Origin of the sequence: Actinomycetospora sp. (genome assembly GCF_036497585.1) — a bacterium.
In the GTDB taxonomy this organism is placed as follows: Bacteria; Actinomycetota; Actinomycetes; order Mycobacteriales; family Pseudonocardiaceae; genus Actinomycetospora.
This window is the reverse complement of sequence record NZ_DASXJD010000221.1, coordinates 77,428-96,326: the sequence shown is the minus strand read 5'-3', so window position 1 is coordinate 96,326 and position 18,899 is coordinate 77,428. Positions and strand designations below refer to the sequence as shown.

The window sequence follows — 18,899 nt, the reverse complement described above, 5'->3', positions numbered from 1 at the left end:
CCGCTGGACATCAACACCGGCGACGGGTTGCTGCCGCGGCGGTCGCTGGCCGCGCCCGCACCCGCGGGGACCATGGCGTGGGGCGGCGAGAAGGAGGCCACCGGCCGGCCCGAGGACCAGCCGGTGGTGCTGCGCTGCGGCCTCCCCGCCCCGCCCGAACTGGGTCCGACGAGCCCGCTGCTCGACGTCGACGGCGTCGCCTGGCTGGGCATCCCCGGCGCGGGCGCGACCACCTGGGTCACGGCCGACCGCGCGATCTTCGTGGGGCTCACGCTGCCCGACGGCATCGGCAGCGGGGCCATCCAGGACGTCTCACGCGGCGTGAAGATCACCCTGGTGAGCCGGGACGCGACGCCGGCCGCCCCGGTACCCACCCGCTGACCGGCCGGCACGCGGGGGTCACCGGACACCGGTGCCGTGGGCGAGCGCGGTCTCGACGAGCGTGGTGAGCAGTGACGGGTAGTCGACGCCCGTCGTCGCCCACATCCGCGGGTAGAGCGACGTGGCGGTGAAGCCCGGCATGGTGTTGAGCTCGTTGACCAGCACGCGGCCGTCGTCGGCGACGAAGAAGTCGACCCGGGCGAGGCCCGCGCAGTCCATGGTGCGGAACACCCGCACGGCCTGCTCGCGGATGGTCTCGGCGACCGCGTCGTCGAGCTTCGCCGGCACGTCGAGCTCGCTGGTGTCGTCGAGGTACTTGGTGTCGAAGTCGTACCAGTCGTCCGCGCCCGGCAACCGGATCTCTGCGGCCACGCTGGCCTCGATCCGGCCGTCGGGGAACTGCAGCACGCCGCACTCGATCTCGCGGCCGACGACGGCGGCCTCCACCAGGACCTTCGGGTCGCTCTCGCGGGCGAACGCGACCGCGGCCGGGAGGTCCTCCCAGGCGGTGACCCGGCGGATCCCGACCGAGGAGCCCGCGCGGGCCGGCTTGACGAAGACCGGCAGGCCGAGCCGGTCGCGCTCCGCGGGGGTGAGGTCGGTCGCGGCGCGGTCGAGCGCGACGGCGTCGCCGACGCCCACCCCGGCGTCGCGCAGCAGCGCCTTCGTCACCACCTTGTCCATCGAGGCGGCGCTCGCGCAGACCCCGGCGCCCACGTAGGGCAGCCCCGCGGTCTCCAGCAGGCCCTGCACCTCGCCGTCCTCCCCCGCGGGGCCGTGCAGGACGGGGAACACGGCGTCGACGGTCGCGAGCACCGCGCCGCGGCGGGCGTCGTCGAGGCTGATCAGCTCGCGGCGGGTGGGGTCGGCCACCAGCGCCACCGGCTCGCCGGCGTCGGGGGTGACCTCGGGCAGCTCGCGCCCGTGCAGCCGCCACGGGGTGGTGTCGTCGCCGACGGCCAGCCACTCGCCGGCCCGCGTGATCCCGACGGGCACGACGTCGAAGCGCTCGCGGTCGAGGTTGTCGAGGATCCCGCCCGCCGAGACGCAGGACACGGCGTGCTCCCCCGAGCGGCCCCCGAAGAGGACCAGCAGCGTCGGGCGCCGTGCGGGTGCTCCCATGCGCGCGGAGCCTACGCGGGCCCCACGTCGTCGCCACGCGCCCTGCCGGGGATCTCGCCGAGCACGGCGGCCCACCGCGCGAGGGCCTCGACCAGCTCCGCGCGGGTCGGGGCGGCCCAGCCGACGAGGACCCCGTATGGCGGCGGTGGCGCCCCGCCGACACCCGACCGGGCCCCGCCCGCCGGCCCGAGACGGTGCTCGCCCAGCCCGTCGACCAACAGGCCCGCCGCCGCGGCGCGCGCCACCACCGTCGCCTCGTCGGCCGGACAGGCCAGCGGGACCACGAGGTGCGCGCCCGCGCGGTCCCCGAGCACCCCGTGCCCGGCCTGGGCGACCGCGGCGACGACGAGCGCGCGCCGCGCGCCCAGCTCGCGGCGCAACCGCGCGAGGTGGCGGCCCAGCGCGCCGTCGGCGGCCCACGCGGCCAGCACCGCCTGCCCCGCCGGCGCGGGCCGGGTCCCGGTCGCCCGCCGGACGGCGAGCACCTCCTCGCGCAGCGCCGGCGGGGCCACCATCCAGCCCACGCCGAGCGTCGGTGTCGCGATCTTGCTGGCCGTGCCGAGGTGCACGACGACGTCGGGGGCGAGGGCGGCGAGCACCGGCAGCGGCGCGACGTCGTAGCGCAGCTCGCCGTCGTAGTCGTCCTCGACCACGACGAACCCCTCCGCGCGGGCCTGCTCCACCAGCGCACCGCGCCGGGCCACCGGGAGGCGGCCGCCCAGGGGGTACTGGTGCGCGGGGCTCACGCCGACGACGTCGAGCCCGGCCGGGACGGCGTCGACGACCAGCCCGTCCGCGTCGACCGCCAGCCCGACCACCTCGTCGCCCGCAGCCCGGGCGACCCCGGCCGCCCGGCGGTAGCCCGGGTCCTCGATCCCCACCCGCAGCGGTCGGCCGCGCGCGGCGCGCAGGACCCCGAGGACCTCGGCGAGCCCGGCGGTCGTGCCGGCGGTCGCGAGGAGCTCGTCCGCGGCGGCGGGGATCCCGCGGTGGCGCAGCAGGTGCTCGGCGACGGCCGCGCGGTAGACCGGCGAGCCCGCGTGCTCGGGCCGCTCGGCCGGGGCGAGATCCCCGGCGCGGCGCCAGGCCCGTCGCCAGGCCGCGGTGTCGAGCACCTCGAGGCACGGCGCGCCCGGGCGCAGGTCGGTCGGCGGAGGTGAGGACGGCTCCGTCCTGACGTCGGGTGTCCGCGGAGCTCGATCGTTGACGCGGGGGCCCGACGGGGGCGCCGCCGTCACCACCGTCCCCGACCCGTGGCGGGCGCCCAGCCAGCCCTCGGCCACCAGCTGGTCGTAGGCCGCCGAGGTCACCGTCCGGCTCACGCCCAGCTCGCGGGCCAGCACCCGCGTGGCCGGGACCCGGTCCCCCGGGCGCAGCCGGCCGTCGAGCGCGGCCCGGCGCAGCGCGCCGGCGAGCTGGACCGCCAGCGGTACGCCCGCGTCGCGGTCGAGGCCCACGACGACGGAGGACACCGCGCTCACCACGAGTGGCCTCCCCGATCGGCGCGGAAGTGGCCCTCGCAGCATGCCACTCCGGGCGCCACCATCGAACCCGTGACCCTCTCAGCCACCCCCCGCACCCGGCTCCGCCGCAAGCGCGAGCGCCAGGCCGACGACCGGGCCCTGCTGCACGCCGTCCTCGACGAGGCCCTCGTCTGCCACCTCGGGATCGTCGACGCCCACGGCGCGCCGCTGGTGCTCCCGACGATGCACGCCCGCGTCGACGACGTGGTCTACGTGCACGGTTCGACGGGCGCCGCGAGCCTCGCGACCGAGCGCGAGGTCTGCCTGACCGTCACCCTGCTCGACGGGCTCGTGCTGGCCCGCAGCGTCTTCTCCCACTCGGCGAACTACCGCAGCGCCGTCGTTCGCGGCCGCGCCCGCCGGGTGAGCGACCCCGAGGAGCACCTCCGCGCGCTGTGGGCCGTCGTCGAGCACCTGACGCCGGGCCAGTGGAACCACGCGCGCCGCCCCGACCCCCGCGAGACCGCCGCGACCGCGGTGCTGGCCCTCGACCTGTGCGAGGCCAGCGTCAAGGTGCGGCAGGGTCCGCCCGGCGACCCGGAAGAGGTCCCGGCCGGCGACCGGCGCTGGGCCGGGGTGGTGCCGATCGGCACCGTCCTCGGCACACCCGAGACCTGCCCGGCGCTCCCGGACGACGTGGCGGTCCCGGAGCACGTCCGGGCCTGGGCCGACCGGACCAGGGTGGCCCGCTGAGCGAGCTCAGGCGGGGACGAGCGCCGGCGCCGGGGCGACCCGGCGACGCAGCTGCACCGTCGTCCCCGTGGCCCCGGAGATCACCGAGGCGTGGGCGAGGGTGTGCATCAGCGGCAGCCCGCGACCGCGCCACCCGGACCGCTGCGCCCGGCGCCAGGAGCCGTCGTCGGACACCGTGACGACGAGGTCGCGGCCGCCGGCGAGCGGCGGCGACACCGCCGCCCACAGCCGCATCTCCCCGCCGGCGACGGCCGAGGCGTAGGCGTGGTCGACGACGTTGGCGAGGGCCTCGTAGACGGCGAGCGTCAGGTCGTCCACGGACTCCGGGTCGGCCAGCTCGGCGAGCCAGTCCCGGAAGTCCCGCCGGACCGCGGAGGCGTCGGCGCGGGTCGCCGGGACACAGCGGACGAGCGCGCCGCGCGCACCGCCCGGTGCCCCCGGAGCGACCACCGGGGGTCCCATCCGCTGCAGCACGTCCACGGACCGCGGATTTCCTCGCCCGAGCCGGGACGAAACCCACCCCTCACCATTCGTGCACGGCGGGGCGAGCGACGTCACTCCGGCTTCCGCTCCCGGTTGATCAGCTCGTCACCGACGTCACGCGCCGAGACGTCACCGGCACACACCCGGCGGACGGCGTCCACGATCGGGGTGTCGACCTCGTGACGGCGCGCCAGCTCCGCGATCGCCTCGCAGGACTTCACGCCCTCGGCGACCTGGCCGTGGTTGACCTTCTCGGCCTCGGCGACCGACATCCCCTGGCCGAGGGAGGCCCCGAAGCGCCGGTTGCGCGACAGCGGCGACGAGCAGGTCGCGACGAGGTCACCCATGCCGGCGAGCCCGGCCAGGGTGAGCGCCTGGCCGCCGAGGGCGACGGTGAGCCGGGAGATCTCGGCGAGCCCGCGGGTGATCAGCGAGGCGGTGGTGTTGTCGCCGTAGCCCATCCCCGAGGCCATCCCGCAGGCCAGCGCGATGACGTTCTTGCAGGCGCCGCCGAGCTCGCACCCGATCACGTCGACGTTGGTGTAGGGCTTGAAGTAGCCGGTGGAGCAGGCGTGCTGCACCGCGACCGCCCGGTCGTGGTCGGAGCAGGCGACGACGGTGGCCGTCGGCTGCTCGGCGGCGATCTCGCCCGCGAGGTTGGGTCCGCTGACCACCGCGATCCGGGCGGGGTCCACGGCCCCGGCGTCGGCCACGACCTCGCTCATCCGCTTGAGCGTGCCCATCTCTACGCCCTTGGCGAGGCTGACGACGGTGGCGTCGGCGGGCAGCGACTCGCGCCAGTCGTCGAGGTGGGAGCGCAGCTTCTGCGCGGGGATGGCGAGGACGACCGTCGAGACGCCGTCGAGCGCGGCCTCGGCGTCGTGGGTGGCCCGCAGCCGGGAGGGCAGCAGCACGTCGGGCAGGTACTCCTCGTTGACGTGGTCGCGGTCGATGGCGTCGGCGACCTCCTGGCGCCGGGCCCAGAGGCACACGTCGGTGCCGGCGTCGGCGAGCACCTTGGCGAACGTGGTACCCCACGAGCCCGCCCCGAGCACGGCGTAGCGGCCGTCGGTGGCGCTCATCGCCCGGCCCCCGTGCCGCGGTCGCCGGTCTCGTCGACCCCCGGGCCCGTCCCTGCCGGGGCCGACTCGCCCCGGACCTCCTCGAGCAGCGTGCGCACGGCGGACATCATCCGGTCGGTCGTCTCCCGCATCAGGGCGGCACCCGGGGGCTTCTCCCCGACGCGGGCCCGCAGGTCGTCCAGCTGGATCGGCGTCCCGGCCCGCACCGTGATCGTGGCGCCGAACGGCGAGGGTCGGATCTTCTTCCGGTAGTGGTCGTAGACGGACAGCGTGCCCCAGTGCACCGTCGGGATGACCGGCACGTGAGAGGTGAGGGCGAGCCGCGCGGCGCCCGAGCGGGCCTCCATCGGCCAGCCCGCGGGATCGCGGGTGATGGTGCCCTCGGGGTAGATGACGACCACCCCGCCGTCGTCGAAGGCGTGGTGCGCCGCGCCAAGGCTGGAGCCGGCGTCCCGCGACCCGCGGGAGACCGGGATCTGACGGCTGCCCGCCATGATCCGCCCTAAGACGGGCACCTTCCACAGCGAGTCCTTCGCCAGGAACCGGGGGGTCCGCCGGGCCCGGTGCACGAAGACCGCCGTGTAGACCGGGTCGAGGTAGGAGACGTGGTTGCACACCAGCATCGCCGGTCCCTGCGCCGGGACATTCTCCAGGCCGACCATCCGGCGCCGGGCGACCCACCAGGTGATCGGGTAGAAGACCAGCGCGGTGAGGGCGACCCACGGGCCGCCCGGCTCCCGGCGCCGGCGGCGGACCTCGTCGGGCATCGACGTCACCGGGTCGCCGCGCCGTCCGCGCACCATCGCCACTGTCGATGTCCTCCTCGCCGCCCCCGCCGCTCCGCGGGCCGCAGTCTCCCCCGGGCGGTGATCGTCCGTCCACACTCGGAGAACGACGGGAGTGCGCGCGGAGCCACGTGCGGGCGGAGGATGGGGATCATGCCCGTCGCGGTGGACCTCGTGGTCCCCATCAAGGAGCTCCGGCGCGCGAAGTCGCGGCTGGTCGGCGCCTCGGCCGGTCTCGGCCGCGGCCCCGCCGAGGCCTCGGCCGCGCACGCCGACCTCGCGCTGGCGCTCGCGGCCGACACGCTCGCCGCGGTACTCGCCTCGGCGGTGCGCCGGGTCGCCGTCGTCACCGCCGACCCCCGCGCCGCGGCGCTGGTGCGCGCCGGGCGCCCCGAGGCCGCCGACGGAGCAATCGGGCACGCCGATAGGGGGTGCGCCTCCCGCACCGTCGTCGTCGAGGACCCGGCGGGGGGCCTCAACGCGGCCGTCCGCGCCGGCGTCGAGCGGCTGGTCCGGGGCACCGAGGGCCCGCCGGCACCGGTCGCGGCCCTGCTCGGCGACCTGCCGGCGCTGCGGCCGGCCGAGCTGGACGCCGCGCTCGCCCGCGCCGACGCGGTCCTCGACGACGGCGCCCCCGCGGCGTTCGTGGCGGACCACACCGGGGAGGGGACGACGCTGCTCGTGCTCGCCCGGCCCGGGGAGGGCGTGCCGTCCTTCGGCCCCCGCTTCGGCCCGCACTCGGCGGGCGCCCATGCGGCGGCGGGCGCCGTGGCCCTGTCCGGCGACTGGCCGGGCCTGCGCCACGACGTCGACGTCCCGGCCGACCTGGAGCGGGTCCGCACCCTCGGGGTCGGACCCGCCACCCGGGCCTGGCCCGACGCCGCGGTGCCGGCCGCGCCGCTCGCCGGGTGCCGCTGACCACACCGCCACCGCTCGACGGGTCGGCCGTCGCACTCGCTCGGGCGGTCGTCGCTGGGGACAATGCTCCGTGTGAGCGACTCGCAACCCGGTGCCGACACCGCCCTGCAGGACGCCGTCGCGACGACGTCGGGTGGTGAGGGCTCCGGCCGGGCCCGTGGGCTCGCCGAGTCCGTCCCCCCGCCACCCGCGCCGCCGACCGACGACTGCGAGCCCCGCGGGGGGGAAGTCCGGGGTCGCCTGCCGCTCGCCCCGGCCGCGGCGACCCCGGCGAGCGACGGCTCGGCGGACCTGCCCGAGGACCGCTACCTCAACCGGGAGCTGTCCTGGCTGGAGTTCAACGCCCGGGTCCTGGCGCTGGCCGAGGACCCCAGCCAGCCGCTGCTGGAACGGGCGAAGTTCCTCGCGATCTTCGCCTCCAACCTCGACGAGTTCTACATGGTGCGCGTCGCCGGCCTGAAGCGTCGTGAGGAGACCGGGCTCTCGGTGCGCAGCGCCGACGGCCTCACGCCGCGCGAGCAGCTCGTGCGCATCTCCGCGCGCAACCAGGAGCTCGCCGAGAAGCACGCGCGGATCTGGCTCTCCGACGTCGGGCCCGCGCTCGAGGAGGCCGGCGTCCACGTCATCGGCTGGGACCGCGTCTCCGCCGAGGCCCGCGAGCGGCTCTCCGCGTGGTTCGAGGCCCAGGTGTTCCCGGTGCTCACTCCGCTGGCGGTCGACCCGGCGCACCCGTTCCCCTACATCTCCAACCAGTCGCTCAACCTCGCCGTCGCCGTCCGCGACCCGCAGACCGGCATCGAGCACTTCGCGCGGGTGAAGGTGCCCAACAACGTGCCGCGGCTGGTGCGGGTCGGTCCGGAGCGCGGCGACGAAGATGGCGAGACCACCGACGGCGCCGACGCGACGAACCTGGACCGGCGCTGCTGGTTCCTGCCGATCGAGGACCTCATCGCCGAGCACCTCGACAAGCTCTTCGAGGGCATGCAGGTCGCGGAGCACCACGTGTTCCGGGTGACCCGCAACGCCGACCTCGACGTCGAGGAGGACCGCGACGAGGACCTGCTGCAGGCCCTCGAGCGCGAGCTCGCGCGGCGCCGCTTCGGGCCGCCGGTGCGCCTGGAGATCACCGACGAGATGAGCGAGCACATGCTGGAGCTGCTGCTCCGCGAGCTCGACGTCGACCCTCACGACGTCGTCCAGGTGCCCGGCCTGCTCGACCTCTCGGCGCTCATGGAGCTCCTCGGCCTCAACCGCCCGGAGCTCAAGGACCCGGTGTTCGTGCCGGCCACACACCCGGCGTTCAGCGAGGGCGAGACCCCGAAGAGCGTCTTCGCCACGCTGCGCGAGGGCGACGTGATGGTCCACCACCCCTACGACTCGTTCTCCACGAGCGTCCACCGCTTCATCGAGCAGGCCGCGACCGACCCGAAGGTCCTCGCGATCAAGCAGACGCTCTACCGGACCTCGGGCGATTCGCCGATCGTCGAGGCGCTGATCGATGCCGCCGAGGCCGGCAAGCAGGTCGTCGCGGTCGTCGAGATCAAGGCCCGCTTCGACGAGCGCGCCAACATCAACTGGGCCCGGGCGCTGGAGCGCGCGGGGGTCCACGTGGTCTACGGCCTCGTCGGGCTGAAGACCCACGCGAAGGCCGCCCTGGTGGTGCGTCAGGAGGGCGCGACGATCCGGCGCTACTGCCACCTGGGCACCGGGAACTACAACCCGAAGACCGCGCGGCTCTACGAGGACATCGGGGTGTTCACCGCCGACGAGACGATCGGCGCGGACCTCACCGACCTGTTCAACGTCCTCACCGGGTACGCCCGCCGCCATCAGTACCGCCGGCTGCTCGTCGCGCCCTACGGCGTGCGGCGCGGGGTGGTCGAGCGCATCGAGACCGAGCGGGAGCGGGCGCTGTCCGGCTGGACCTCCGGGGTGCGGATCAAGGTCAACGGGCTCGTCGACGAGCAGGTCATCGACGCGCTCTACCGCGCCTCCCAGGCCGGGGTGCCGGTCGACCTCGTCGTCCGGGGCATCTGCGCGCTGCGCCCGGGGGTGCCCGGCCTCTCGGAGAACATCCGGGTGCGCTCGATCCTCGGGCGCTTCCTCGAGCACTCGCGGATCTTCCACTTCGTGGGGGCGGGCGAACACTGGATCGGTAGCGCCGACATGATGCACCGCAACCTCGATCGCCGGGTCGAGGAGCTGGCGCCGGTCACGGACCCGCGGCTGGTCGCCCAGCTCGACGGGATCCTCGACTCCGCGACGGCGCCGACCACGCGGTGCTGGGTCCTCGAGCCGGACGGGTCGTGGACGCCGTGGCCGGTGGCGGCCGGGGAGGACGCCGACGGGATGCAGGTCTGCGACCACCAGGTCCAGCTGCTGATGCGGCGCGAGGCCAAGGCGTGACCGGAGACGCAGCGGAGCGGAGCTCGACCGGGATGACGGAGATCCGCTTCGCGGCCGACGCCGACGAGGAGCTGCCGCCCAGCATCCACGCCGCCGGCGCGGTGCTCTGGCGCCCCGGGAGCAACGGGGAGGCCGAGGTCGCCCTGGTCCATCGGCCGCACCACCAGGACTGGAGCCTGCCCAAGGGCAAGGTCGACCCGGGCGAGTCCCGGGCCCGCACGGCCGTGCGCGAGGTGAACGAGGAGACCGGCTTCGGCGCCGCCCTCGGGCGCCACCTCGCGACGGTGCGCTACCCGGTGGGGTCCGACCGCAAGGTCGTCGACTACTGGGAGGCCCGCGCGGGCGAGGGCAGCTTCACCCCCAACGGCGAGACCGACGAGCTGCGCTGGTGCAGCCCGTCGGAGGCCGCGGGCCTGCTCAGCTACGACTCCGACCGCGACGTCCTCGACGCGTTCTCCCGCGGCCCCCGCCCGCTGTGCTCGCTGCTGCTGGTCCGGCACGCGAAGGCGGGCAAGCGCGGGACGGTGGCCGACGACGACGCGCGGCCCCTCGTCGACGCGGGCCGCGACCAGGCCCGGCGGATCGCCGACCTGCTCACCGCGTTCGGGGTCCGCCGGCTGTACACGGCGCCGAAGGTGCGCTGCCGGGAGACCCTCGAGCCGGCCTCGCACCGCCTCGGCGCCGGGATCACCGACGAGCCGGTGTTCGCCGACGAGGCCGTGTTCGCCGACCCGGCCCGGGCGCGGGCCCGCCTGCTCGAGCTCGCCGCCGGGCCCACTTCGGCGGTGTGCGCGCAGGGCGACGGCATCCCGTTCCTGGTGCGCGACCTCGCCGCCGACGCCTCCGGGGGCGTCCGGCCCGAGGTGCACAGCAACCGGCGCCTGGCCGACCCGCCCTCGCGCAAGGGCAGCGTCTGGTCGCTCTCGTTCCACGCGGCATCGGATGGCACGCTGCGCCTGGTCGCGGCCGACTACGTGCGCGACCCGGCGGTCTAGGACCGGCGCCGCCGGAGCGACCGCGGCGGGACACGGTGGTGTCACGGTGCGGTCACGGGGCCGCCGTCAAGGCCCCCGACCGACTCGGTTAGCGTGCACCACGGCCATCCGACGGACCGTGGAGAGTGGGCTTGCGCGCGAAGACACGTCGTTACCGACAGATCGCGCTCGTCGTCGTCGCCGCCGCCGTGCTGCTCGGGGTCAACGTGCCCCCGGCCGTGAACTACGTCCAGGAATGGCGCCACGAGCGGCTGATCAACAGCGCTCCCTACAAGGCGCAGTACGGCCACTGGGACACCGTCGAGGTGCCGCCGGACAACCGGGTCAACTCCATCCACGCCGCGCTGTTGAACGACGGCAAGGTCCTCCTCATCGCCGGGTCCGGCAACAAGGAGGACATGTTCGCCACCAAGGCGCTCAAGAGCATGGTCTACGACCCGGCCACCGGATCGTCGAAGATGATCCCGGTGCCGGACGACATGTTCTGCGGCGGCCAGACGGTCCTCCCCGACGGCCGGATCCTCTTCGCCGGTGGTACGCAGCGCTACGAGAAGCTCGACGGCGCCGTCACCAACGCGGCCGGCGCGATGCGCATCAAGAACGAGAACCCGGCCGCCCCGCGCTTCCTGCCGGCGGGCACCGAGTTCACCTCCCCGACCGGCCAGAAGTACCGCTCCGACTTCGACGCGACGGTGGCGCCGGCGGTGAAGACCGGTACGGGCGCGCGGACCAAGGTCACGGCCTCGGAGGAGAAGGTCTTCGTCGAGGCCGAGCAGTCCGGGCCGGCGGCGGTCAACGGCAACCGCGACAAGTACTCGATCTCCGGCCTGGACGCCGCCGACGCGAAGAACCTCTACGGCCTCGGCGAGCCGATGACCCTGGACAAGCAGGACTACCAGGGCACCGACAAGGCCTACACGTTCGACCCGAAGACCGAGCAGTGGTCGCAGGTCCCGAACATGAACCAGCCCCGCTGGTACCCGACGCTGACGCCGCTCTCCGACGGCAACGTGCTCACGGTCGCCGGCCTCGACGGCGTGGGGCAGGTGCTCAACGGCCAGACCGAGGAGTACGACCCGCGGGCGAACACCTGGGTCGACCGCCCCAACCTCAACCAGTACTTCCCGACCTACCCGTCCCTCTTCGAGACCGAGACCCCGCACCAGATGGTCTACACCGGTTCCAATGCCGGGTACGGGCCGTCGGACAAGGGCCGGGTGCCGGGGTTCTGGAACATCGACTCCAACCTGTTCACCCCGATCCCCGGGCTGCGTGACCCGGAACTGATGGAGACCTCGGGCTCGGCGTTCGTGGGCCCGGTGCAGGACCAGCGGATCGCCGTCGTCGGCGGCGGCGGGGTCGGCGAGAGCCCGATCTCCACGGCGCGCATCGACTTCCTGGACCTGAAGGACCCGGCGCCGCACTTCACGCCCGGCCCGAACCTGGCGCAGCCCACCCGGTACCCGAACATGGTGAACATGCCCGATGACACCACGTTGATCACCAACGGGTCGCTGGACTACCGGGGCAAGGGCGCGACCAACAACCACCTCGCGTACACGCTGGACCCGACCACGAACCAGCTCACGCCCATGGCCGACCCGAACATCGGGCGCGACTACCACACCGAGGCGCTGCTGCTGCCCGACGGCCGCGTCCTCGTGGCCGGCTCGGACCCGCTGTTCGACGACGAGAAGAACACGATCCCGGGCACCTTCGAGCAGCGTCTCGAGATCTTCACCCCGCCGTACCTGGAGAAGGGGCTCCCCCGCCCGACGATCACCTCGGCGCCCGCGACGATGGACCGGGGCCAGACGGTCGACATCCCCACCCCGGACGCCGCGCACATCGCGAAGGCCCGCCTCATCCGGACCTCGACGGCCACGCACGTGACCACCACCGACATGCGCGACGTCGCGCTGCCGATGCAGAAGACCCCCGACGGCGTCTCGGTGACGGTGCCGCCGGAGCCCACGATCGCCCCGCCCGGCCCGTACATGCTCTTCCTCGTCGACGACAAGGGCGTGCCGAGCGAGGCCAAGATCGTCAACGTCCCGTAGGTCCCGGTGACCATCGGGCCCGTCGACGGGCAGCAGGTCCCGCGCTTCGCGGGGCCGCCCACGTTCGCCCGCCTGCCCCGCCTCGGGGAGGTCTCCCGGGCGGACGTGGCGATCGTCGGGCTGCCGTTCGACGCGGGCGTGAGCTACCGGCCCGGAGCGCGGTTCGGCCCGGCGCACATCCGGGCGTCGTCCCGGCTGCTGCGGCCGTATAACCCGGCGGTCGGGGTGTCGCCGTTCGCGGCGCTGCAGGTCGCCGACGCCGGGGACCTCGCCCTCAACCCGTTCGACATCCCCGAGGCGCTCTCGACGTGCCGGGCCGGGATCCTCGAGCTGGCGCAGGACGGGGCGACGGTCGTCGGCCTGGGCGGCGACCACACCCTCGCCCTGCCCGCCCTCCGGGCCCTCGCCGCGTTGCACGGCCCGCTCGCCGTCCTGCACTTCGACGCCCACCTGGACACCTGGGACACCTACTTCGGTGCCCCGTACACGCACGGCACCCCCTTCCGCCGGGCGAGCGAGGAGGGGCTGATCGACCAGGAGCGGTCGATGCACGTCGGGATCCGCGGCCCGCTGTACTCGTCGAGCGACCTCGACGACGACGCGCGGCTCGGCTTCGCGGTGATCCGTGCCGACGACTACGAGACCGACGGCGTCGCCCGCGCCGTCGAGCGGATGCGCCGGCGGCTCGCGGGCGGCCCGGTGTACGTGTCGGTGGACATCGACGTCCTCGACCCCGCCGCGGCCCCCGGCACCGGCACCCCCGAGGCGGGCGGCCTGACGTCGCGGGAACTGCTGCACTCGCTGCGGGGGTTGCAGGGCCTCGACGTCGTCGGGATCGACGTCGTCGAGGTCTCCCCCGCCTACGACCACGCCGAGATCACCGGCATCGCCGCCGCCCACGTGGTCTACGACCTGCTCGCCGTGCTGGCGGCGAACCGGGGCTGATCCGGGCGAGGAGAGTGGCGGTATGCGGATCGCGGTCTGGCAGGCGCGGGGTCCCGACGCCGGGGCGGTGCGGCTCGCCGACGCCGCCGCCCGGGCTGCGGCGGCCGGCGCCGAGGTCGTCGTGACCCCGGAACTGCTCGCCACCGGCTACGGCGCTGCTGGTCCGGGCGGCACGTTCGGACCGCCGGACCCCGGGCTCGTCGGGCGCTGGCAGGAGATCGCGGCGGAGCACCGCATCGCCGTCGTCGCCTCCGAGCCGCACGAGGGGCACATCACGGCGGTGGTGGTGGGCGCCGACGGGGCGCTCGCCGGGCGCTACGTCAAGACGCACCTCTGGGGCGACGACGAGCGGGCGGCCTACTCCCCCGGCGACGGGACCCCGCTGGTCGTGGACCTCGGCGGCCTGCGCTGCGGCGTGGTCGTCTGCTACGACGTCGAGTTCCCCGAGGTCGTCCGCGGTCTGGCCCTCGCGGGCGTGCAGGCGGTGCTGGTCCCGACGGCGCTCGACGACGAGGCCGTCGCCCGGGTGCTGCTGCCCGCGCGGGCGATGGAGAACCGGGTCGCGATCGCCTACGCCAACCAGGTGGGCGCCGGGTTCTGCGGCGCGTCGCTGATCGTCGGGCCGGACGGCCGGGAGCTGGCGCGGGCCGGTGGCGAGGCCGAGGAGCTGCTCGTGGCCGACGTCGGGGTCGCCGACCTCGAGCGCGCCCGCGGGCTCGGCGACTACCTCGCCGACCGGCGGCCGGAGACGTATCGGTGGTGAACACGGACCGGGCCAGCTCCCCTTCCATGCTCGTCCCCGACTTCCCCTTCGCCTACGACACCTACCTCGCCCACCCGGCCGGCCTCGGCTCGGTGCCCGTCGAGGCGCGCGGCACGGAGATCGCCGTCGTCGGCGCCGGCATGGCCGGGCTCGTCGCCGCCTACGAGCTGATGCGGCTCGGGCTGCGCCCCGTCGTCTACGAGGCGGGCGAGATCGGCGGCCGGCTGCGGTCGCAGTCATTCCCCGGGACGCCCGGGGCGGTCGCCGACCTCGGCGGCATGCGCTTCCCCGCCTCGGGCCGGGCTTTCGGGCACTACCTGCGCATCCTCGACGTCCGGACCTCGCCGTTCCCCAACCCGCTCGCGCCGCAGACGCCGTCGACGGTCATCGAGCTCGGGGGACGGCCGTACTACGCGGAACGTCCCGAGGATCTGCCGCCGGTCTTCGGCGAGGTCTCGCGGGCCTGGGCGACCGCCCTCGCCGACGGCGCGGAGCTGCCTGCCCTGCGCGCCGCGGTCGCCGCCCGGTCCGCCGGGGCGATCAAGCAGATCTGGAACCGCCTGGTCCCCCGCCTCGACGACGAGAGCTTCTCGGGGTTCCTGGCGCGGTCGCCGTCGTTCGCGTCCTTCTCACACCGCGAGCTGTTCGGGCAGGTCGGCTTCGGCACCGGGGGCTGGGACACCGACTTCCCCAACTCGATGCTGGAGATCCTGCGCGTCGTCGCCACCGACGCCGACGACCAGCACGTCCGCATCCACGGCGGCGCCCAGTCGGTGCCGCTGGCGCTGTGGCGACGGGCCCCGTCGTCGTTGGCGGGGTGGACGCCGGGCGCGTCGCTGGAGTCGCTGCACGGCGGGTCCCCCCGGCCGGCCGTGCGGGCGCTGCGACGTCTCGACGACCGCCGGATCGGCGTCCTCGACCGCTGGGGCACCGAGCGGGCCTACCCGGCGGTGATCTCGACGGTGCAGTCGTGGCTGCTCTCCGCCGGGATCGACACCGACGAGTCGTTGTTCAGCCAGGACCTGTGGCGGGCGCTCGAGCGCTCCCACTACATGCAGAGCTCGAAGACGTTCGTGCTGGTGGATCGTCCGTTCTGGCGCGATCGGGACCCGGTCTCGGGCCGCCACGTCATGTCGACGACCCTCACCGACCGCATGACGCGCGGGACGTACCTGCTCGACGGCGGGAGCGGCCTCGAGGACCCCGACGCCGCCACCCGGCCCGCCGTGCTCTGCCTGTCGTACACGTGGAACGACGACGCGCTGAAGTGGCTGGCCCTGCCCACCGACGAGCGGGTGCGGCTTATGCTGCACTCGCTGCGCCAGATCTATCCCGACCTCGACGTCGCCTCGCACATCCTCGGCGAGCCGATCACGATCTCGTGGGAGCGCGAGCCGCACTTCATGGGCGCGTTCCGGGGGAACCTGCCGGGCCACTACCGCTACCAGCGGCGGATGTTCACCCACTTCGTGCAGGAGGGGTTCGCCCCTGAACACCGGGGGATCTTCCTGGCCGGGGACGACATCTCCTTCACCCCGGGCTGGGCCGAGGGCGCGGTGCACACCGCGCTGAACGCGGTGTGGGGCGTGGTGCGCCAGCTCGGCGGCTCGTCGGCGGCCGGGAACCCGGGGCCGGGCGACCGGTTCGCGGAGCTGGCGCCGGTGGAGCTGGCATGAACCCCGGTGACATAGCGGACCGTCGCGCTGCAGTCGGGCTGCAGGCCCTCGAGGAGGCGGGCGGGCCCTCGGTGACCGCAACCCGGTGGGGCACCACGTGACCAACATCGTCGTGGAGGACCTGGGGCAGGACACGGCCCGTGCGGTGTCGAAGGGTCTGGGGTGTCGGTCGACGGGCGGGTCGGGAGCCTGGTGCACGAGGACGATGCCGTGCGGACCGAGCGGGGGTGGCGGATCCGCCGACAGGTGATCCGGCTGCGTCGGCGTCCGCTCCAGCCCTGAGCCGCCGATCCGTTGTCGAACCGTGATCCGCCGTCCTGCTCACCACCCGGTGTCCGCGGCCGTGGGTGTCGGACCCTCGAACTAGTGTTCGATTCATGACGGTGGCGGTGGGCTGGCAGGCCGACCCCGACGAGGAACCCCTCGCCGAGGTCGCCGATCTGCCGTGCCCCGACCTCGAGGACCTGCACGACCCCGCCGAGCTGCCCCCACCGGGCCTGCTGCTGGCCGCCGACCCCCGTGAGTTGCCCGGCCAGTGGGTCGACGCCGGGATGAGCGCCTGGTTCGCCCACACCAACCGGACCACCCTGGCCCTGGCCCGCTGGATGTTGGAAACCAGCCGCGCCCAGGCCGGCACCCGCGAGCGTGTCCAGGGCCGCCGCCGGGCCGGGAAGATCGTCGCCGCCTCACTGGGCTGGTCCGAGGCCTACGCCGCGCAACGCATCGAGTTCGCCCGCCAGGTCCTCGAACGCCTGCCCGCCCTCGGCGAGGCCATGGCCGACGGCCGGCTCGAAGGACACAAGGCCGGGCTGTTCACCAGCACCCTCGCCGACCTCGACACCGCGCAAGCCCGCACCGTGGTCGAGCGGGTGCTGCCCGACGCGCCGCGGCTGCCCTTCGGGGTGCTGCGCCCGCATCGAAGCCGCCGCCGAGGCCGTCGACCCCGACTGGGCCGCCGCCCGCCGGGCCGCTGCCGTCGCCCGCCGGCGCGTCACCTTCCGCATCGCCCCCTCGGGCGCGGCCGAGCTGTGCGGGCTGGACCTGCCCGAAGAATCCGCCCAGGACGCCCACGACCGCATCGTCGCCCTCGGCCGCGAGGTGGCCCGCCGGCTGCGTGCCGCCGGATCGGACGCCCCCATCGGGCCGATCCGGTCCGAGGTCATGCTCACCCTCACCGGCCCCGACGGTGCGGGCATGTGGGACAGCGACGTCATCGAGCACGTCGTCGCCCGCTTCGGTGGCCCCACCGATGACGGCATCCTCGACGAACAGCCAGAAGACCCCGACGACGACGGGCCAGCCGACGAGGGCCCTGAGGACGACGGACCCGACGATGAGGGTCCCGACGATGAGGGTCCCGACGATGACGGCCCCGACGACGTCGAGCCCCGCGACGGTGCGCCGCGGGCGCCCGGCCCGGACAGCGCCGCCGCGGAGAAGCAGCCGGCGCCATGGCGGGTGCCGTTCATCCCGCGGGTCGCTCTCCGGGTCGGACTGGCCACCGCGCTCGGCCTCGACCGCCGCCCCGGCGAACTCCCCGGACGGGGCCCGGTCACCAACCAGGTCGCGGTCCGAATGGCCTGGAACCGCCCCCACAGCACCTTCCGGCTGCTGCTCCACGACCCCGACGGCACCCTCGACCACGTCCTCACCGTCCGCCCACCGCGGACCGGCCAGCCGCCCCCGCACGCCGCCCAGCGCCGCCACCACGTCGTCGAGCTCACCGCCTACACCCACGAACTCGACACCCTCACCGACGCGCTCGCCGACCCTGCCCGTGGCGAGCTGCCGGGGCCGACCCCGCGCGAGACCCTGGTGCCCGGCGACGCGCTGACCCTGCTCGGACGAGCCGGCCGCGCCCTGGCACGCGCGCGCGGACGTCCCCCCGAGGAGCACCCTGCCCGCACCATCGCCGAGGTGGGCAACCGCTTCCCCAGCGTCGAGCTGCGCGCCTGGGTCCAGGCCCGCGACCGCACCTGCCGCGACGCAGCCTGCACCGCCGACGCCGTCGGCTGCGACGTCGACCACACCCTGGCCGTCGTCGACGGCGGCCGCACCGAAGCCGGTGATCTCGGCCCGTTCTGCCGTCCCGACCACACGTTCAAGCACGATCCCGAGAGTGGCTGGACCGTCCACCAACCCAGCCCTGGGCGCTTCGAGTGGACCTCCCCGACCGGGCGGCTGCACGTCCTCGAGCCCGAGCCCTACGACCCGCTGCCCGACCCCGTCCCCCGCACCGACCCCGACCACCACCACCTGCTCGGCCTCATCCCCGAGCCGCCCCCACCGGCCCCGCCACCGGGCAGCCCGCGCCGGAACAAGCATGGCTACCTCACCCAGGCCGCCCTCGACACCGCCGCACGTCTACGCCGGCGCGCTCGCGAGCAGACCGAGCCGAACCCGGAGGACCGCTTCCCCGAGGAGCCGCCCTTCTGACAGTTTCCGGTAGGCCCCTCGCGTCTGAACCCGTCATACCAGGGTGGTCGGCTTGTGCGACGGCCGGGTCTTCTCGTAGGCGTCGATGTCGTCGGCGTGGCGCATCGTGAGCCCGATGTCGTCGAGCCCCTCGAGGAGCCGCCAGCGCGTGTAGTCGTCGACCTCGAAGCGCACCACGAGGTCCTCGGCCGTCACCGTCTTCGCCTGCAGGTCGACCGTGAGCTCCATGCCGGGCCGCGACTCGATCTTCTTCCACAGCAGCTCGACGTCGGAGTGCTCGACGGTGGCCGCGAGCAGCCCCGCCTTCGACGAGTTGCCCTTGAAGATCTCGCCGAACCGCGAGGAGATCACCACGCGGAACCCGTAGTCCAGCAACGCCCACACCGCGTGCTCCCGCGACGAGCCGGTGCCGAAGTCCGAGCCGGCCACGAGCACCGAGCCGTGGTTGTAGGGCTCCGTGTTGAGCACGAACGACGGGTCGGCGCGCCAGGAGGCGAACAGGCCGTCCTCGAAGCCGGTCCGCGTGACCCGCTTGAGGTAGACGGCCGGGATGATCTGGTCGGTGTCGACGTTCGAGACCCGCAGCGGGGTCCCGATGCCGGTGTGCGTCGAGAACTTCTCCATGACCGGT

17 protein-coding genes are annotated in these 18,899 nt (G+C 74.7%); 11 read left to right on the top strand and 6 right to left on the bottom strand.

The window, feature by feature from the left end; all coding sequences use genetic code 11:
* Positions 1 to 381 (top strand): DUF3515 domain-containing protein (locus VGH76_RS22860; RefSeq protein WP_331559023.1); only part of this gene is annotated, 381 nt, incomplete at its 5' end.
* Positions 382 to 399: 18 nt separating this feature from the next.
* On the opposite strand, the gene VGH76_RS22855 is transcribed toward VGH76_RS22860, so the two are convergent.
* Positions 400 to 1,503 carry a D-alanine--D-alanine ligase family protein gene (locus VGH76_RS22855; protein ID WP_331559022.1) on the bottom strand — a complete coding sequence of 368 codons (1,104 nt, stop codon included), beginning with the start codon at positions 1,501 to 1,503 and terminating at the stop codon, positions 400 to 402.
* Between the two features lie 11 nt (positions 1,504 to 1,514).
* Complete coding sequence (locus tag VGH76_RS22850) at positions 1,515 to 2,984, bottom strand: PLP-dependent aminotransferase family protein (RefSeq protein WP_331559021.1); 1,470 nt, start codon at positions 2,982 to 2,984, stop codon at positions 1,515 to 1,517.
* A gap of 72 nt (positions 2,985 to 3,056) precedes the next feature.
* Here VGH76_RS22850 and VGH76_RS22845 point away from each other — a divergent pair, with 72 nt between their 5' ends.
* Positions 3,057 to 3,719, top strand: a complete 663-nt coding sequence (locus tag VGH76_RS22845) for a pyridoxamine 5'-phosphate oxidase family protein (protein WP_331559020.1) — start codon at positions 3,057 to 3,059, stop codon at positions 3,717 to 3,719.
* A gap of 6 nt (positions 3,720 to 3,725) precedes the next feature.
* On the opposite strand, the gene VGH76_RS22840 is transcribed toward VGH76_RS22845, so the two are convergent.
* The 3 genes from VGH76_RS22840 to VGH76_RS22830 form a co-directional block, all read right to left on the bottom strand.
* Complete coding sequence (locus tag VGH76_RS22840; RefSeq protein ID WP_331559019.1) at positions 3,726 to 4,199, bottom strand: ATP-binding protein; 474 nt, start codon at positions 4,197 to 4,199, stop codon at positions 3,726 to 3,728.
* Between the two features lie 74 nt (positions 4,200 to 4,273).
* Positions 4,274 to 5,284, bottom strand: coding sequence for an NAD(P)H-dependent glycerol-3-phosphate dehydrogenase (locus VGH76_RS22835; protein WP_331559018.1), 1,011 nt, complete (start codon positions 5,282 to 5,284; stop codon positions 4,274 to 4,276).
* Positions 5,281 to 6,087 (bottom strand): lysophospholipid acyltransferase family protein, encoded by an 807-nt coding sequence (locus VGH76_RS22830; RefSeq protein ID WP_414637793.1) that lies wholly within the window; start codon positions 6,085 to 6,087, stop codon positions 5,281 to 5,283. Before VGH76_RS22830 ends, VGH76_RS22835 begins: the two co-directional genes overlap by 4 nt.
* 135 nt (positions 6,088 to 6,222) lie before the next feature.
* Between VGH76_RS22830 and cofC the strand changes: the two genes are divergently transcribed.
* The 9 genes from cofC (at position 6,223) to VGH76_RS22785 (ending at position 18,268) form a co-directional block, all read left to right on the top strand.
* Positions 6,223 to 6,987 (top strand): 2-phospho-L-lactate guanylyltransferase, encoded by a 765-nt coding sequence (cofC, locus tag VGH76_RS22825; RefSeq protein ID WP_331559017.1) that lies wholly within the window; start codon positions 6,223 to 6,225, stop codon positions 6,985 to 6,987.
* A gap of 63 nt (positions 6,988 to 7,050) precedes the next feature.
* Positions 7,051 to 9,393, top strand: coding sequence for an RNA degradosome polyphosphate kinase (locus VGH76_RS22820; RefSeq protein WP_331559016.1), 2,343 nt, complete (start codon positions 7,051 to 7,053; stop codon positions 9,391 to 9,393).
* Positions 9,394 to 9,425: 32 nt separating this feature from the next.
* Positions 9,426 to 10,388, top strand: a complete 963-nt coding sequence (locus VGH76_RS22815; RefSeq protein ID WP_331559015.1) for an NUDIX hydrolase — start codon at positions 9,426 to 9,428, stop codon at positions 10,386 to 10,388.
* Between the two features lie 131 nt (positions 10,389 to 10,519).
* Complete coding sequence (locus VGH76_RS22810) at positions 10,520 to 12,448, top strand: galactose oxidase-like domain-containing protein (RefSeq protein ID WP_331559014.1); 1,929 nt, start codon at positions 10,520 to 10,522, stop codon at positions 12,446 to 12,448.
* A 6-nt stretch (positions 12,449 to 12,454) separates the two neighbouring features.
* Positions 12,455 to 13,393 (top strand): agmatinase, encoded by a 939-nt coding sequence (gene speB, locus VGH76_RS22805; RefSeq protein WP_331559013.1) that lies wholly within the window; start codon positions 12,455 to 12,457, stop codon positions 13,391 to 13,393.
* Between the two features lie 22 nt (positions 13,394 to 13,415).
* Entirely contained in the window at positions 13,416 to 14,156 is a 741-nt protein-coding gene (locus VGH76_RS22800; protein WP_331559012.1) for a nitrilase-related carbon-nitrogen hydrolase, read from the top strand.
* A 26-nt stretch (positions 14,157 to 14,182) separates the two neighbouring features.
* Positions 14,183 to 15,832 (top strand): NAD(P)/FAD-dependent oxidoreductase, encoded by a 1,650-nt coding sequence (locus VGH76_RS22795; protein ID WP_331559011.1) that lies wholly within the window; start codon positions 14,183 to 14,185, stop codon positions 15,830 to 15,832.
* A 377-nt stretch (positions 15,833 to 16,209) separates the two neighbouring features.
* On the top strand, positions 16,210 to 17,085 hold the full coding sequence (locus VGH76_RS28060) for a DUF222 domain-containing protein (protein WP_414637790.1): 876 nt from the start codon (positions 16,210 to 16,212) through the stop codon (positions 17,083 to 17,085).
* Positions 16,994 to 18,268, top strand: a complete 1,275-nt coding sequence (locus VGH76_RS22785; protein ID WP_331559009.1) for an HNH endonuclease signature motif containing protein — start codon at positions 16,994 to 16,996, stop codon at positions 18,266 to 18,268. Before VGH76_RS28060 ends, VGH76_RS22785 begins: the two co-directional genes overlap by 92 nt.
* Before the next feature lie 33 nt (positions 18,269 to 18,301).
* Here VGH76_RS22785 and leuD read toward each other — a convergent pair whose 3' ends face one another.
* Positions 18,302 to 18,892 (bottom strand): 3-isopropylmalate dehydratase small subunit, encoded by a 591-nt coding sequence (gene leuD, locus VGH76_RS22780; RefSeq protein ID WP_331559008.1) that lies wholly within the window; start codon positions 18,890 to 18,892, stop codon positions 18,302 to 18,304.
* Positions 18,893 to 18,899 lie beyond the last annotated feature (7 nt).

Excerpts from the sequence above, each read along its gene's own strand:
- VGH76_RS22855 (WP_331559022.1), bottom strand. The coding sequence starts at position 1,503 with ATGGGAGCACCCGCACGGCGCCCGACGCTGCTGGTCCTCTTCGGGGGC.
- VGH76_RS22785 (WP_331559009.1), top strand. The coding sequence starts at position 16,994 with ATGCTCACCCTCACCGGCCCCGACGGTGCGGGCATGTGGGACAGCGAC.
- VGH76_RS28060 (WP_414637790.1), top strand. The coding sequence starts at position 16,210 with ATGACGGTGGCGGTGGGCTGGCAGGCCGACCCCGACGAGGAACCCCTC.
- cofC (WP_331559017.1), top strand. The coding sequence starts at position 6,223 with ATGCCCGTCGCGGTGGACCTCGTGGTCCCCATCAAGGAGCTCCGGCGC.
- VGH76_RS22820 (WP_331559016.1), top strand. The coding sequence starts at position 7,051 with ATGCTCCGTGTGAGCGACTCGCAACCCGGTGCCGACACCGCCCTGCAG.
- VGH76_RS22830 (WP_414637793.1), bottom strand. The coding sequence starts at position 6,087 with ATGGTGCGCGGACGGCGCGGCGACCCGGTGACGTCGATGCCCGACGAG.
- VGH76_RS22795 (WP_331559011.1), top strand. The coding sequence starts at position 14,183 with ATGCTCGTCCCCGACTTCCCCTTCGCCTACGACACCTACCTCGCCCAC.
- VGH76_RS22835 (WP_331559018.1), bottom strand. The coding sequence starts at position 5,284 with ATGAGCGCCACCGACGGCCGCTACGCCGTGCTCGGGGCGGGCTCGTGG.
- VGH76_RS22815 (WP_331559015.1), top strand. The coding sequence starts at position 9,426 with ATGACGGAGATCCGCTTCGCGGCCGACGCCGACGAGGAGCTGCCGCCC.
- leuD (WP_331559008.1), bottom strand. The coding sequence starts at position 18,892 with ATGGAGAAGTTCTCGACGCACACCGGCATCGGGACCCCGCTGCGGGTC.
- VGH76_RS22800 (WP_331559012.1), top strand. The coding sequence starts at position 13,416 with ATGCGGATCGCGGTCTGGCAGGCGCGGGGTCCCGACGCCGGGGCGGTG.